15 protein-coding genes are annotated in these 15,474 nt (G+C 46.1%); 9 read left to right on the top strand and 6 right to left on the bottom strand.

Features of this window, described 5'->3' with window-relative positions:
- From DW800_RS19825 to DW800_RS14460, 5 genes are all read left to right on the top strand, one after another.
- Positions 1 to 197: hypothetical protein (locus DW800_RS19825; protein ID WP_207814338.1), on the top strand; the 197-nt coding region annotated here is incomplete at its 5' end.
- 336 nt (positions 198 to 533) lie between these two features.
- A complete protein-coding gene (locus tag DW800_RS14475) occupies positions 534 to 827 on the top strand; it encodes a hypothetical protein (protein ID WP_008663836.1) in 294 nt (97 codons plus the stop codon).
- Positions 828 to 841: 14 nt separating this feature from the next.
- Positions 842 to 1,132, top strand: a complete 291-nt coding sequence (locus DW800_RS14470; RefSeq protein ID WP_005826408.1) for a cell division protein ZapA — start codon at positions 842 to 844, stop codon at positions 1,130 to 1,132.
- A gap of 125 nt (positions 1,133 to 1,257) precedes the next feature.
- A complete protein-coding gene (rny, locus tag DW800_RS14465; RefSeq protein ID WP_005835816.1) occupies positions 1,258 to 2,796 on the top strand; it encodes a ribonuclease Y in 1,539 nt (512 codons plus the stop codon).
- An 85-nt stretch (positions 2,797 to 2,881) separates the two neighbouring features.
- Entirely contained in the window at positions 2,882 to 3,652 is a 771-nt protein-coding gene (locus DW800_RS14460) for a copper homeostasis protein CutC (RefSeq protein WP_117703710.1), read from the top strand.
- A 136-nt stretch (positions 3,653 to 3,788) separates the two neighbouring features.
- Here DW800_RS14460 and DW800_RS14455 read toward each other — a convergent pair whose 3' ends face one another.
- The gene (locus tag DW800_RS14455) at positions 3,789 to 4,391 is read right to left on the bottom strand and encodes an OmpH family outer membrane protein (RefSeq protein WP_005835815.1); all 603 of its coding nucleotides are present in this window, start codon (positions 4,389 to 4,391) and stop codon (positions 3,789 to 3,791) included.
- A gap of 25 nt (positions 4,392 to 4,416) precedes the next feature.
- Entirely contained in the window at positions 4,417 to 4,650 is a 234-nt protein-coding gene (locus tag DW800_RS14450) for a hypothetical protein (RefSeq protein WP_005835814.1), read from the bottom strand.
- 238 nt (positions 4,651 to 4,888) lie between these two features.
- Here DW800_RS14450 and DW800_RS14445 point away from each other — a divergent pair, with 238 nt between their 5' ends.
- Together DW800_RS14445 and DW800_RS14440 are read left to right on the top strand one after the other, a co-directional pair.
- Positions 4,889 to 6,346 (top strand): aminoacyl-histidine dipeptidase, encoded by a 1,458-nt coding sequence (locus DW800_RS14445; protein WP_016273211.1) that lies wholly within the window; start codon positions 4,889 to 4,891, stop codon positions 6,344 to 6,346.
- 39 nt (positions 6,347 to 6,385) lie between these two features.
- Positions 6,386 to 7,444: an endonuclease/exonuclease/phosphatase family protein gene (locus tag DW800_RS14440; protein WP_117703709.1), complete on the top strand. Its 1,059-nt coding sequence runs from the start codon at positions 6,386 to 6,388 to the stop codon at positions 7,442 to 7,444.
- On the opposite strand, the gene DW800_RS14435 is transcribed toward DW800_RS14440, so the two are convergent.
- Genes DW800_RS14435 through DW800_RS14425 form a run of 3 tightly spaced genes read right to left on the bottom strand, consistent with a single transcriptional unit; the run spans position 7,441 to position 10,933 of the window.
- On the bottom strand, positions 7,441 to 8,610 hold the full coding sequence (locus DW800_RS14435; protein WP_016273209.1) for a mechanosensitive ion channel family protein: 1,170 nt from the start codon (positions 8,608 to 8,610) through the stop codon (positions 7,441 to 7,443). The two genes, DW800_RS14440 and DW800_RS14435, sit on opposite strands and share 4 nt — an antisense overlap.
- Before the next feature lie 58 nt (positions 8,611 to 8,668).
- Positions 8,669 to 9,352, bottom strand: a complete 684-nt coding sequence (locus DW800_RS14430) for a response regulator transcription factor (protein WP_117600672.1) — start codon at positions 9,350 to 9,352, stop codon at positions 8,669 to 8,671.
- A 45-nt stretch (positions 9,353 to 9,397) separates the two neighbouring features.
- Positions 9,398 to 10,933: a sensor histidine kinase gene (locus DW800_RS14425; RefSeq protein ID WP_016273208.1), complete on the bottom strand. Its 1,536-nt coding sequence runs from the start codon at positions 10,931 to 10,933 to the stop codon at positions 9,398 to 9,400.
- 215 nt (positions 10,934 to 11,148) lie between these two features.
- Between DW800_RS14425 and DW800_RS14420 the strand changes: the two genes are divergently transcribed.
- Positions 11,149 to 12,012 carry a GLPGLI family protein gene (locus DW800_RS14420; protein ID WP_057281764.1) on the top strand — a complete coding sequence of 288 codons (864 nt, stop codon included), beginning with the start codon at positions 11,149 to 11,151 and terminating at the stop codon, positions 12,010 to 12,012.
- Between the two features lie 217 nt (positions 12,013 to 12,229).
- Positions 12,230 to 14,767 carry a carboxypeptidase-like regulatory domain-containing protein gene (locus tag DW800_RS14415; RefSeq protein WP_117703708.1) on the top strand — a complete coding sequence of 846 codons (2,538 nt, stop codon included), beginning with the start codon at positions 12,230 to 12,232 and terminating at the stop codon, positions 14,765 to 14,767.
- Here DW800_RS14415 and DW800_RS14410 read toward each other — a convergent pair.
- Positions 14,758 to 15,444 (bottom strand): phosphatase PAP2 family protein, encoded by a 687-nt coding sequence (locus tag DW800_RS14410; protein ID WP_044468503.1) that lies wholly within the window; start codon positions 15,442 to 15,444, stop codon positions 14,758 to 14,760. The two genes, DW800_RS14415 and DW800_RS14410, sit on opposite strands and share 10 nt — an antisense overlap.
- Between the last annotated feature and the right edge of the window lie 30 nt (positions 15,445 to 15,474).

Raw genomic sequence — 15,474 nt, 5'->3', positions numbered from 1 at the left:
ACCGACTAGTGACCAAAAAATTTTTAGTGGACACTAGTGATGTTGCAAATATAATTAGTTTATTTTATAAACCAAACTATTATATAAATTATTTTATTTATTTCTTTGCATCCTCCTTTACTATAGATTATTCCAATCATTCCCAAGCAGTAGTTCCGGAAACAGCAAAAAGTAATTCCTGCCTTACTAACTATTAATCGTCCGATAACCGTTTTATTATCGTCCGACATATGTCTAATTATCGTCCGACAGTTGTTGGACGATAATTCAACAACTGTCGGACGATTAATAGTTAGCAACAGAAATACTAAGCGTTTGAAAAGAAAGGAAGAGAATCCTTGCAGAAAACCAATAGTCCCACACCTATCCACATATCCTATCTTTTGATAAACAGTCCGCCCCTTTTCAATCCCCCGAAACCAAGCTTTCATAGGCCATTTCGGTTATTTCGGCACTTCTACAACACATTTTCTCCGAAAAGTTTTTGTAATCTCCAAGTAAATCGTATTTTTGTGTACAATTTTGGTGTAGTGATGACAGACGAAGAAAAGAAGCTATTAAGTACCTTTGAAGCCAGACTGCGGCATTTAATCTATCTGCACGATGAATTAAAACGCGAAAATGCTGAGCTAAAGCAACTTCTTGAAGCCAAAGAGGAGGAATACGGGAAGGTACAAGCTGAATACCGGGAACTGGAACTTAACTACACGAACCTAAAAACAGCTACGACAATCAGCCTTAACGGCAGTGACGTGAAAGAGACGAAACTGCGATTGTCCAAATTAGTGCGTGAAGTCGATAAATGCATCGCTTTGTTGAATGAATAAAGAGAAGAGGATGTATGAACGATAAGATAAAGATAAACCTGCAGATGGCAGGAGCCTCCTACCCTCTCACAATCAACCGTGAGGACGAGGAAATGGTAAGAGAAGCCGCCAAGCAGGTAGATATCAGGCTCAATGCGTATCGGGAGCATTATCAGAATGTGTCTCTAGAGAGAATTATAGCCATGGTGGCCTATCAGTTCGCTTTAGAAAACCTTCAGTTGAAGGACCGTAATGATACTGAACCCTATACCGCTAAAATAAAGGAACTGACAGAGGTATTGGAGACTTATTTCAAGGAACAATAAGCTACAATCCCTCCGTCGGGTCGGTAAAAGAGAGAAATTCGCGCACTGTACAAAAGTTTGCCCTTCATCAAAGCAAGCTTTTATGCAGTGCTTTTTTATTTATACACTAAAAACAAATTAATAAAATGACAGTAGTTACAATAGTATTATCCATTGCCTGCTTCATTGTCGGAGGGTTTGCCTCGTACTTGTTCTTCAAGCACGGGCTGAAAAACAAATACGACGGTATCCTGAGAGATGCGGAAGCGGAAGCGGAAGTGATTAAGAAGAATAAGTTGCTGGAAGTAAAGGAAAAATTCCTGAACAAGAAGGCAGACTTGGAAAAAGAAGTGGCCCAACGTAACCAAAAGATACAGCAGGCAGAAAACAAGCTGAAACAACGTGAATTGGTACTGAACCAACGCCAGGAAGAAATCCAGCGCAAGAAGATGGAAGCAGAAGCCGTGAAAGAAAATCTGGAAGCCCAGCTGTCCATCGTAGACAAGAAGAAAGAAGAACTGGAGCACATGCAGCGCCAGGAAATAGAAAAACTGGAAGCTATCTCCGGACTTTCTGCCGAAGAAGCCAAAGAGCGCATGGTAGAATCCCTAAAGGAAGAAGCCAAAACGCAGGCCCAGTCCTACATTAACGACATCATGGACGACGCCAAGCTGACGGCAAGCAAAGAGGCCAAGCGCATCGTGATACAGAGCATCCAGCGCGTGGCTACGGAAACAGCCATTGAAAACTCAGTAACCGTATTCCACATCGAATCAGATGAAATAAAGGGACGTATCATCGGTCGCGAAGGCCGCAACATCCGCGCCCTGGAAGCTGCCACCGGTGTGGAAATTGTGGTAGACGATACTCCGGAAGCTATCGTATTGTCAGCTTTCGACCCGGTTCGCCGTGAGATTGCACGTCTGGCATTGCACCAGTTGGTAACAGACGGACGTATCCACCCGGCACGTATCGAAGAGGTAGTTGCCAAAGTACGCAAGCAGGTAGAAGAGGAAATCATCGAAACCGGTAAACGCACTACTATCGACCTGGGCATCCACGGTCTGCATCCGGAACTTATCCGCATTATCGGTAAGATGAAATACCGTTCTTCATACGGCCAGAACCTTTTGCAGCATGCACGCGAGACAGCCAATCTTTGCGCTGTGATGGCATCAGAGCTGGGACTCAACCCGAAGAAAGCAAAACGTGCCGGACTGCTGCATGATATAGGCAAGGTACCCGATGAGGAACCGGAATTGCCGCATGCACTCTATGGTATGAAGCTGGCAGAAAAGTTCAAGGAAAAGCCGGACATCTGCAACGCCATCGGTGCCCACCACGACGAAGTGGAAATGACCAGCCTGCTGGCCCCCATCGTACAAGTATGCGATGCCATTTCAGGAGCACGCCCGGGAGCACGCCGCGAAATTGTAGAAGCATACATCAAGCGCCTGAACGACCTTGAGCAACTGGCCATGTCCTATCCGGGAGTGACAAAGACATATGCCATCCAGGCAGGCCGTGAGTTGCGTGTCATTGTCGGTGCAGACAAGATTGACGACAAGCAGACGGAGAACCTTTCCGGTGAAATCGCCAAGAAGATTCAGGACGAAATGACTTATCCGGGTCAGGTGAAAATTACCGTTATCCGTGAGACACGTGCGGTGAGCTACGCAAAGTAACATCGGAAAAGAAAATAAATGCAGAAAAGGGTGAATTCGTATTCACCCTTTTCTTATTTTTGCACCACAACCATAACTTTACAAAATGAAAGATTATCAGTTTGAAGTTTGTGCCAACTCCGTAGAGAGTTGTATTGCCGCACAAGCCGGCGGAGCAGACCGGGTAGAATTGTGCGCAGGCATCCCCGAGGGAGGGACAACCCCCTCATACGGCGATATCCTCATCGCACGGGAAGTATTGCAGCAGACCAAATTGCATATCATTGTCCGTCCCCGTGGAGGAGACTTCCTTTACTCCTCCACCGAACAGCGCATCATGCTGAAAGACATAGAGAATGCCCGCCGCCTAGGCGCTGACGGAGTCGTGTTCGGTTGCTTGACGGCAGAGGGAAATGTAGACATTCCATTGATGGAGCAGCTTATGAAAGCCTCACAAGGGATGTCCGTCACCTTCCACCGTGCTTTCGATGTATGCAGAAATCCACAAAAAGCAATAGAAGATATTATCGCATTAGGATGCAACCGCATCCTAACTTCCGGACAGCAACCTACAGCAGAGCGAGGCATTCCCCTTCTGAAAGAACTCCAACAACAAGCATCAGACCGAATCATCCTATTGGCAGGCTGTGGGGTGAATGAAACCAACATAGCCCACATTGCCCGAGAAACCGGTATCCGCGAGTTTCATTTCTCCGCCAGGGAAAATATCGAAAGCTCCATGCTCTATCACAATTCCGCCGTCTCTATGGGAGGAACGGTACATATTGATGAATACACACACACCATCACTACTGCGGAGCGGGTAAAGCGTACAATCGGAGCATTAAAAGCCTCTCCCCTAGCCCCTCCCCCGTAGGGAGGGGGACAGAGATAGTCCTACAAAATACAAACACTTCAAAACTCCCCTCCCTACGGGGGAGGGGTCGGGGGAGAGGCCTATAAAAAAAGGATGTACTTTTCAGCACATCCTTTTTTATATCATAGGATAAATATTATTTCTTCACCGGAGAAGAGTATCTTGCATTCAGACCATCCAGAATCTCACGGGTGATGTTATAGACACTGTCTGCATAGAGCAGGTTGTCAAAACCCGTATTGCTGATAATCATGCTGTAACCTTTTGTCTTATTGTACTCCTTCAGGAAAGCATTGATAGAATCACGCAGTTGCAGGCTGTTCTTTTCATTCTCACTCATCAGCTCAGACTGCAGCTTGTTGCTCAGGTTCTGCAAATCCTGCTCCAACTTTGCAATGCGGTTGTATTCCTGCTGCGCTCTCTCCTGAGAAAGATAAGCGTTGTTCTGATACTTTGTCTGGAATTCCTGCTTCTGCTTCTCCAGTTCGCTGGCTTTCTGGTTCAATGTCAGACGGACATTCTCGCCCTTCTTCACCATAGCCTCATTCAAGTCTATGCAATAGTTGTATTTTGCCAAAAGCGTATCTATTTCAACATAAGCAATTTTCATTTCCGATAATCCGCCGGCTTGTGCAGGAGCGCTTGTTGTCTGTTTATCAGTATTGCCGGCACATTGAGCAAATAAAACGATCAGTGCGAGAGCTGCCAGACCGTTCATGAGGTAGTTTAATCTCTTCATAATTGATAAATATTGTTTTTTAAAATTAGTTCATACTATCATTTAAGGCTTTTTCCAATTCATCAATGGAAAAACGGGACTTGCGTTGCGCTTCCCTATCCTGCGACTGCACGCAACCGATACCTCTATCGCGCATTGCCTTATTGCCACTGACATGCCCGTTAGGGAATCTCCCGCCTTTCACAAAAAAGACCTTCACACCCAATAAAACAATGCAAATAGCAACTATTAACAGAGTTATCAATATTGTATCAAGCATTTCCATTAATTTTGTTACATGAAAATAGTGTTTTTACTATTTTTGTGGGTGCAAATATAGGGCTTTGGTTGGACTAACTCGCCTTTTTTACTCTAAAAAAAGAGAAAGGGGAATAAAATAGTCAATCAATTTAACCATATTTAGCAATAAGTGGTTAATTTAATGGAGAATTGATATTTGACAATTGATAATGAAGGCTGCATAAACACATGTAAGGCAGCCGCTAATTCAGATAATTATGGAAAAAAAAGACTTGAAACCGGCTGGTGTATTTCACTATTTTGAGGAAATCTGCCAAGTGCCGCGCCCTTCGAAGAAGGAAGAGAAAATCATTGCTTACTTAAAAGCATTCGGAGAAAAACATAAGTTGGAAACGAAGGTGGACGAAGCCGGAAACGTTCTGATAAAGAAACCCGCTACTCCGGGTATGGAAAACCGCAAGACTGTCGTACTTCAATCGCACATCGACATGGTATGTGAAAAGAACAACGACGTGAAGCACGACTTCCTGACCGACCCTATCGAAACCGAAATTGACGGTGAATGGCTGAAAGCCAAAGGTACAACCTTGGGAGCCGACAACGGCATCGGTGTAGCCACCGAACTGGCTATCCTTGCCGACGACAGCATCGAGCACGGTCCTATCGAATGCCTCTTCACCGTGGACGAGGAGACCGGACTGACCGGTGCCTTCGCCCTGAAAGAAGGCTTCATGAACGGAGACATTCTGTTGAACCTCGATTCCGAAGATGAAGGCGAGCTCTTCATCGGCTGTGCAGGCGGTATAGATTCCGTTGCCGAATTCACCTACCGGGAAGTGGACGTACCGGCAGGATATTTCTGCTGCAAAGTGCAGATAAAGGGGCTGAAAGGCGGACACTCCGGCGGCGACATACACCTGGGGCGCGGCAATGCCAACAAACTGTTGAACCGCTTCCTGAGCCAGGCATCCCAGAAGTACGACATGTACCTTTGCGAAATAGACGGTGGTAACCTGCGCAACGCCATTGCCCGCGAAGCACACGCGGTAATTGCCATACCCGATGCCGACAAGCATGCCCTGCGCACAGACTTGAATGTCTTTGCCGCCGAAGTGGAGGCAGAATATGCCGTCGTTGACCCGGACCTCCAATTCGTACTCGAATCGGAAGCAGCCCGTCCCAAAGCCATTGACAAAGATACCGCCAAGCGCTTGCTGCAAACCATCTATGCCGCACCTCACGGTGTGTATGCCATGAGCCAAGACATTCCGGGGCTGGTGGAAACCTCCACCAATCTGGCCTCCGTAAAGATGAAATCCGGCCATATCATCCGTATCGAGACCAGCCAGCGCAGCTCTACCGCCTCCTCCAAACAAGACATTGCCAATATGGTGCGTACTGTATTCGAAATGGGTGGAGCAGCCGTATCTTTCGGCGACGGATATCCGGGCTGGAAGCCCAACCCGCATTCAGAAATCCTGGAAGTGGCTGTTGAGTCCTACAAACGTTTGTTCGGTGTAGATGCCAAGGTAAAAGCTATCCATGCAGGTCTGGAATGCGGACTGTTCCTTGACAAATACCCGGCACTGGACATGATTTCCTTCGGACCTACCCTGCAGGGTGTGCACTCTCCCGACGAACGGATGCTGATTCCTACCGTACAGAAGTTCTGGGACCATCTGCTGGATATACTGAAGCACATTCCGGTGAAATAAATATCCCGCGTTCCTTAAAGGGGAACGGGAATCGTTTGTATGAACGTTATCCATAAGATAGGAGTTATACTCTTCCTTCTCTGCCCGTACATTAGTCTGTACGGGCAAGAAGGAAAAGATACCCTCATGTTTCGGATAGTAAGCTACAATGTAGAAAACCTATTCGACTCCCGACATGACACACTAAAGAATGACTACGAGTTCCTGCCGGATGCCACCCGGCATTGGAACTACTCTAAATACAGAAAGAAACTGGATAATATAGCCCGCGTCATCATCGCCACCGGAGGATGGACGCCGCCTGCCCTTGTTGCCTTGTGTGAGGTGGAGAATGACAGTGTGATGCGCGACCTTACCCGCTACTCTGCCTTGCGCGAAGCAGACTACCGGTATGTGATGACACAATCTCCCGACAAACGCGGCATCGACGTAGCGCTGTTGTATCAACGTAATCTTTTCAAACTGCTTTCCTATCAGAGCCTCCCCGTAGACAAGCCCCGGAAGAATAGCCGTCCCACACGGGACATTCTTCACGTCAACGGATTGTTGCTGAACCGGGATACGCTTGATGTACTGGTAGCTCACTTCCCATCCCGTTCGGGAGGGGCAAGAGAGTCTGAACCTTACCGGCTACTGGCTGCCCGAAAGGTGAAGCATGCCATAGACAGCCTATACACGATACGCCAACATCCGCAAATAGTCCTTTTAGGGGATTTCAACGATTATCCGGAGAATAAATCGGTAAAGGAGGTGTTGGAGGCAGCAGCACCGTCAACATTGCAAGACTCTCTACATCCACAAAAACTTTACCATCTACTGGCAAGAAAAACCAAGACACGCAAGCACTTCGGCAGCTACAAGTATCAAGGAGAATGGGGACTGCTGGACCACATCATCGTATCGGGTACGCTGCTGCAAGAACACGCACCGCTATATACAGAGGAAGCGAAGGCAGACGTATTCTGCCTGCCCTTCCTACTGACAAGAGACAAGAAATACGGAGGGCAGCAACCCTTCCGCACCTACTACGGGATGAAGTATCAAGGAGGATACAGCGACCACTTGCCTGTATATGCGGAGTTCCGGTTGATATATTAGTCGGAATACTGATACAGTTTCAAGTCAAACTTCTGTACCATCACCAGCAAGTGGTCGAAGATGTCGGACTGAATGCGCTCGTACTCTTTCCATACCTTGTTGCGAGAGAAGAAATATACCTGGATGGGTACCCCATACGTCGTGGGTTCCTTCTGGCTGATAATCAAGTCCATCTCCTGGTTCACCACCGGCAGGCTGCACAAATAGCGTTCGATGTAGATACGATAGAGCTGCGCATTGGTTGGCACCTCTCCTTCTGCAGGCTGATAGTCGGCCATCAAGGGGACTTCCTTGCGGATATTATCCAGCATTTCCGGAGTGCAGAACTTCAAGGTAGTCATATCCAGAAAGATATTCTTGTTTACCCGTCGCCCGCCACTTTCCTGCATGCCGCGCCAGTTCTGGAAGGAGTTGTTCACCAGGGTATACGGCGGTACGGTCGAGATGGTTTCGTCCCAGTTGCGTATCTTGACCGTGTTCAGCGTAATCTCCTCTACAACTCCATTGGCAACGCCACCCGGCAGCGCTATCCAGTCCCCTATCCGCAACATGTCGTTAGCAGAGAGCTGCACGCCAGCTACAAACCCCAGAATGCTGTCCTTAAATACCAGCATCAGTACAGCCGCAGATGCGCCCAGACCGGCAAACAAGGTCATAGGAGACTTGCCTATCAGCACTGAAACCACTATGATGCCTCCGATAAAAAACAGTAGCACTTGCAATACCTGCACGAAGCCTTTCAGCGGACGGTTCTTCTGCTTGTCCTTCATGTTATAAACATCGAGCATCACCAGCAACAAGCCGTTGATAGTAAGCAGCACCGCCACAATGATATAGACAGCACACACCTTTTGTGAGAACTCAAGCATCTCCTTTCCACGCACAAAGGCCATGGGCAGCAGGTAGTAGATGAGGATTCCCGGCAGAATATGTATCAAATGGTGTATCACCCTGCGTTTCATCAGCAACGTATTCCACTGATGGGGAGAGCGCCGGGTATAATGCTTCATACCGCCAACGAAGATTGCCTGGCACAAATAGTCCAGCCCTATCGAAAGCCCCACCATCAGCAGTGCAATAATCGTCTCGTCAAACATATCGGCAAACTTCGGGTCTATCCCCCAACCTATCAAGACTTTATTCATCCATCCTCCTAAACTCATCATAAGCTCTCTTTTTTTTGAAGTGTCTTGTTTGTATAACAATCCAAAGATAAAGATGTTTTCAGAGAACGGCAAGCATATACCCTTTTTTCATCAACGACTCAATCCTCACGCTCGGGTCGTTTTTTAGCGACCGCCGCAGATAGGACATCTGTACATTCAAGGCAAGGGAGTTGGCATACGAGGCAGTGCCCCACACAGCATCCAGCAACGTATCGCGACTGACAGTCTTATTCACATTCAGCGCAAGCAAGCGAAGGATATCGGCTTGACGGGAAGTAATCAGCACCTTACTATTTCCCGTACGAATCTCGTTCGTACTGTAATTGAATACGGAATGGCCGAAAGCATACATCTCATCCTCCGCCACGCCGGACAACTGCGAAGTGAAACGCTCGCGGATACGCGCTGTCAGCTCTTCCGGATAGAAAGGTTTGGCAAGATAATCGTTCGCCTTCAGTTGGAATCCTTGCAGGCGGTCGGCCTTATCGCTACGGTCGGAAAGGAAAAAGATCAGGACGTGTTTATCCGTCTCGCGGATGCGTTCAGCCACTTCAAAGCCATTGTAACCGGGCATATTGATATCGAGCAATACCAAATCAGGCTTTATGAGCGGAAATTGTTCCAGAGCAATTTTCCCGTTTCCGGCATAAGTCACTTCATAGCCTTCCTTCTCAAGAAAGCGCTTCAGCAGCATTGAATATTTCAAATCATCATCGGCAAAAAGTATTTTCAAGGCTTTCATATCATTGGTTATTTTAGAGTAGGGATTATGCGGGTTAGCACGGACTTATTGGGGAATATTAATTTCAATCATTGTTCCCTTGCCTGCCTGACTATTTAAAGAAATGCTTCCATGATGCGCCTCTACCAGCAACTTTACATAGCTCAACCCCAGACCAATGCCGGGCAATGAACGGTCGGGAAGATTACTGCCCCGATAGAACTTATCGAATACACGGTTCTGTTCGGAAACCGGAATGCCGATGCCATCATCAGACACCCGTATCGTCAATTGGTGATCCTGCAAAAGGCAATCTACAACAATATGCACAGACTTGCCCGAATACTTTACAGCGTTCTCTATCAAATTACTGATAATATTAGAAACATGCACCGGGTCTGCCGTTACCAGAGTCTCCGAACTGAAATGGGTTTCAATAGCAACATCCTTACCCTCAGGAACATGGTAAAGCCGGACAAGCTTTTCCAAACTCGTCTTTATATCAAATGTACGGACGGAAAGCTGCGTGTGTTCATCATCGGCACGCGTCATATCACGTAGTTTTGAAAGATAGGCCGACAAGTTATCCAGCTCGGACATGGAATCGTGAATCACTTCATCCATCGCTTTCTCATCTGTTCGCATAGACTTGTCATTGAGAAAGGCGATACACATTTTCAGAGCCTGGACGGGACGTTTCAGTTCATGTATCATAGTGTTTACAAAGCTTTTTCGCAGTTCGTCTATCCGCCGTTGCTTCAAGATGGTTTTTATCTGAAACAGCAGACAAAGCCCCAGCAGAAATATCAGACATGTACTGCCCACTAACTGCCAACCCATACGCACAAGTACCACATGAGGTGAAACCTTCACGGAAACAAGCACAAACTGGCGTTTCAGGGGATTATAAGGATACATTACTTCTATATATGGATTGAACAATGTACCTTGCCGTTTCAGTTCCGCATTCCACTGGTAAATGGAATCTTCGGAAACCACCAGATGCGTAGTAAACGTTTGTTCGTCCAAACGTATGGCAAGCAAGGAATCAAATTGCTGCAACGCAAAAGGCACATCCAACTCCAAACGATAAAGATTAATAATAGAGTTCAAATTAGGAGCATCTTTATCGGACATATTGATTTTGAATGAATCCTTCGCAATGAGCCGCTCTTCCGGCAAAAGGGTGTCTAACGCCAATGCCCATTTCCTACGCTTTGCCTCTCTCTCTTTATCATCTGTACTGGCAGAGTCCTGCTGCTCTATTTTGAGAGTTTCTATATTCTTTTGGCCCAAGCTCTCCAAGTCCCGTCCTTTCAGAACACCCAAAATTAATTCGTCGATAGTGGTCCGCTTTTCCAAATCAATGGATTTGCTCAAGTGATAGAAGAACATATTGGTATTGCTAAGCACCTTTTTGGGTTGGGGAGTACGGATAGAGTCATACTGTTGGGTGGTCTGCAAGATGCAATCATAAATACCATTGATTTGTTCATCATTCATATACTGATACTGATTACGCAACCAGTAGACCTGTCCGCAGGTAATAAGCAGTATCGATGCGATGGAGAATATCCAAACGATCTTAATCCGTTGTTCCATAATTGTTCTTTTTTAGTCTCACTTAGAAAGACTTTCATTTAGTACCGACAAAGGTAGAAGTTAGCTTGCAAATATAGGTACGTGCGAGGCAGATATTATGCATTAAGTAATATTTCAGTAATAACTTTCAGCCTCTTCTGAAGCAAAATCCGCATAGTTTTGCAGTACAATAATCGCTGGAAGCAATATGTAAAACCTCTAAAAATGTAAAAACTATGAGTGCAAGAATTATTTTCCTCAATCTGTGTCTCGCTATATTGTTCGCATCACAAGCTAAGGCACAAATCATCGTTTCTGATGGAACGAAAATACAGAATGATACCATCGGTGAAGCACAAATCCTTGTGCAATATGAAACGCGCTGTATCAGTAATACGGAAAAGCCGGAAAATGTTACGGAAGAAACCATGATGCTGGAAGTCGGTAAAAATCTCTCTAAGTTCTACAGTTACACCAAGTATGTTTGCGACTCTGTACTGGCAGTAGACTTCGCCAATAAAGCCTCGCAGGAAACGATTAATGAACATCTGAAACAATACGGAACAAGCAAACTGAGCGAACGAACCTTCAGAGGTTATCCTGCCGGAAAAGTAACGACTCTCGATGAAGTGGCAGGCATATCCCGCCTGCGTTGCGAAGAAACGGATGAACGTCCGCAGTGGAAGATACTGGCAGAAAACGATAGTGTCCTCTCCTACCTTTGCAGCAAAGCCGAATGTCAATTAAAAGGCCGTACATGGACGGCATGGTTTACTGCAGAAATACCCATAAGCGAAGGTCCATGGAAGCTTTGCGGACTGCCCGGACTGATACTGAAAGCCGAAGACAGTGAAGGGCATTATTCATTCACTGCCACAGGTGTAGAGCAATGCCACACATATCGGCCGATACTTTTCGACGGAAAGAAGCACGAACCGATGAACCGCAAAGCATACAACAAAGTGCACGAACGTTATTATGCCGATCCGGTAGGATTTATCACCGGAAGCATGCCGAACGTCACCGTTAAGGTTAGTGATGAACACGGCAATGCAACCAAGAACCCGAAAAACGTTCCTTATAATCCACTGGAACGATAATATTTCTCCACACCCGTAAGCATTCGTGAAATCTATCGCATACTGAATGCATTTCAGTCGTATACTGAACCCTATTCAGTCGTATAGTGAATGCCATTCAGTCGTATACTTAAGCATCCTCTTTTTACGCATTGATAATCAATAAATTACGAAATCACCATAATCGTATAAAAATTTCAACAAACTTCAATTGCCAAACAATCAATTATTGCAGTGTATGAATAAAAAAACTATCATTCTATTTTTCCTGTTTCTCTTTAGTTTCTTGTCGCCTACCTACGCCCAGACGTTGAGCGGCAAGATAACAGATGCAGAAACCAATCAACCGCTGGAAGCTGTAATGATTAGTGTATTACGCGGAAACACAACGATAGACTATGCATTGACCGATGCCAAAGGACAATTTTCTTTGCCGTGGAAGCATAGCGGAATGCTGCAACTCAATATTTCTTTGTTAGGCTATAAGAGAGAAATGCGGAATATCAATGCGGCAGGAATCCTGAATCTCAGCCTACAACCGGAAGCCATCGTATTAAAAGAAGTACAAATACGTCCCGGACGTATCAATACCCGAAAAGATACGGTGAGATATGACTTGGCACAGTTTGCTTCATCTAAAGATGTGCACATAAAGGATGTATTGAAGAAACTTCCGGGCGTGGATGTAGATGAAAACGGACAGGTTAAGTATAAAGGGAAAGCCATCGACCACTACTTTGTGGAAGGAATGGACGTGACAGGCGGACGTTATAACCAAATCAACAACAATCTGAGCGCCAAAGCCGTAAAGAGTGCGGAAATCATGGAGAACTATCAGTCAGTAAAGGCCTTGAAAGGAAAAATCAATTCCGATGAGGTGGCATTGAACCTGAAACTCGACCCGAAAGCACGCGATCAATGGATAGCAAACGGTACTCTGGGAACCGGATGGAGTGAGAACAACAAAATCCTGTGGGAAGGCAGACTGAATGCCCTTCAACTGGGTAAAGGAAAACAGAGTGTCTATAATTACAAGACGAATAACAATGGCAAGGACCTCAGCAACGAGCAAACCAAACTGACCGGAAATGGCCAGCAACAAGTTCCGCTTTCCGGTTTTCTCTCCCAGCCGGGCATCAGCGCACCATTAGACAAGAATCGCTTATTATTCAATGAAACCCACACCCTGAACGGCAACCGTATGTACAAATGGAATGATGACCGCAGCTTACGCCTGCAAGCCGGATATACTTATGAGCTAATCCAACAGCAACGGGGAAATACCCAAATCTATTATCAACCGACAGATACCATACAAATAGACGAAACCTACCATTATCGTCTGAGAAGTGACATCGCTAATCTGGAACTGCGTTATGAAGACAACAGCAGCCGGAATTATATATCCAACCGCTTCACCGTAGACGGAGAAATAAATCGCGGACGTTCGGAGGAACTGGGACAAACTCTGCAAACGTCACAGCTAAGTGCCGGAAACTACTTCAATCTTATCCGAAACCGGGAAAGCGGAACCTGGGAATTTCGTTCGACGACACAGTATGCTTACCAGCCTGCATCCTTACTACTCGAAGAAGGAAAAAGTAAATTCAACCAGCACAACTTCTACACAGATAACAGTGCCGCATATCTACGAAAGTATGATGGATTTACCCAACAATATAAGGCAGGAATACAAGGAGAACGGGCTACCCTGAAATATACTCCGACAAGACAGCCCAATGATTTCAATGTTTCGCATCTGTCATTGCATATTACCCCCTACTTCCAGCTGGAACGTGGAAAATGGCTGGCTACACTTTCGCTTCCTCTGAAAGCAGATCGGTATTTCTCACAACAGCGTTCGTTCCTGTTCTTCAATCCGTCCATGTATTTGCGCTATAAACTGGATTATCATTGGACGTTCTCCCTTTATGGCAGTCTGAAACGCTCGGCAGAAGACTTCTCCGACTTGTATCCGGGACTCTACCAAACTGATTACCGCACCTGGCGAGACGGCAACGGACTTTTCCCTACCAGCCTCACGCAAACCTACAATCTCTACGGAGAGTACAAAAACACTGTACAGGAATTTTTCATCACTGCCGCACTAACCTACAGCCGCAGCAACCGGAATACTCTTTTCGAACAGAGTGTTTCCGAAAATGCCATTGTCTACACTCGTCGTGAACTACCGAACCATAACGATAGCTGGAATCTCAGCAGTACTTTCTCCAAAGGTATATACGACTGGCATTTGAAAACCTCACTCACCCTACTACTCAGTCGCAGCAATGGCGAACAGCTTACCCGCCTGGCTGACAGCGAGGGTAACCGGCAAAGTCTTCTGCAGACCTATCGTTATGATTATCTGAAAGCAGAGCCTAAAATAATCTGGTCTCCCGCAGATGTTTTTGAAGCGGAATATCATGCCACATTAGGCTATGGCGGCAGTAAGATAGGAAGTGATACCCGTCTCACCCCGTTACTGGACTTCGTACAACGGCTACATCTCACATTCAGTATCGGGCAGGTAGACCTACGGCTATCCGGCGAGCATTACCGGAATGACTTAGGAGGGGACGCACATCTCAACACCGTGTTCGCAGATGCATCCCTTATCTATAAAAGAAAAAAATGGAGATTGGAAGCAAGCCTCAACAACCTGTTCAACAAAAAAGAGTATGCTTACACAACGTATTCCACCACGCAAAGCTACACTTCACGACTAAATATACGTCCGAGGGAAGCAATGGTGACGATAAATCATCAGTTCTGAGCCTGCAATATCATCACCGTGGAATATATCAATATCCCAACTATCGTCAATCCGCCCACCAATATGGGAGCATAAATATGGGGGACTTTCTTCATGGTCTTATACCCGCTGACTTTCAGGAAAAGGCGATATACAATGTATGCGGCAATCAATCCAACCAATGTTCCCGCGATGAGATCGCCCGGATAATGCACTCCCAAGTAGACACGTGAATAGCAGGTCAGCAACGCCCATCCCATCATAAACACAGTGAGCCATCGTTTACGGAAAAGAAACCAGACAAAGAATGCCAGGCCAAAAGTATTGGCAGCATGACAGGAGGGGAATCCATAACGCCCTCCTCGATGTCCGTTTACGATATGCACCATGTCGGATATGGGATTTTCCAGATTGGCGGGACGAAGGCGTTCCACATACGGGCGTATCAATGTTGCCCCCGTCTGGTCGGCAATGGTAATTACGAGTGCCAGACCGACCATGCAGCACAAAGTCACTTTCCAATGGAAGTTGCGCAGCATCACATACCAAATGGCAGCATACATCGGCACCCAGACCCACTTACCGCTGTAGGCACTCATAAAGTAATCGAAAAAGGTGTTGTGCATCCCATTGATGAAAAGGAATATGTTTGTGTCTATATCTATCGCCCCTTGCAAGACATCCATAAGTGCTGTCATACTTTATACTCTTATACTTTAATTATCTTC

Origin of the sequence: Bacteroides sp. AM32-11AC (assembly GCF_003603515.1) — a bacterium.
GTDB classification, from domain to species: domain Bacteria; phylum Bacteroidota; class Bacteroidia; order Bacteroidales; family Bacteroidaceae; genus Bacteroides; species Bacteroides uniformis.
This window is presented reverse-complemented; position numbering and strand designations above follow the sequence as displayed.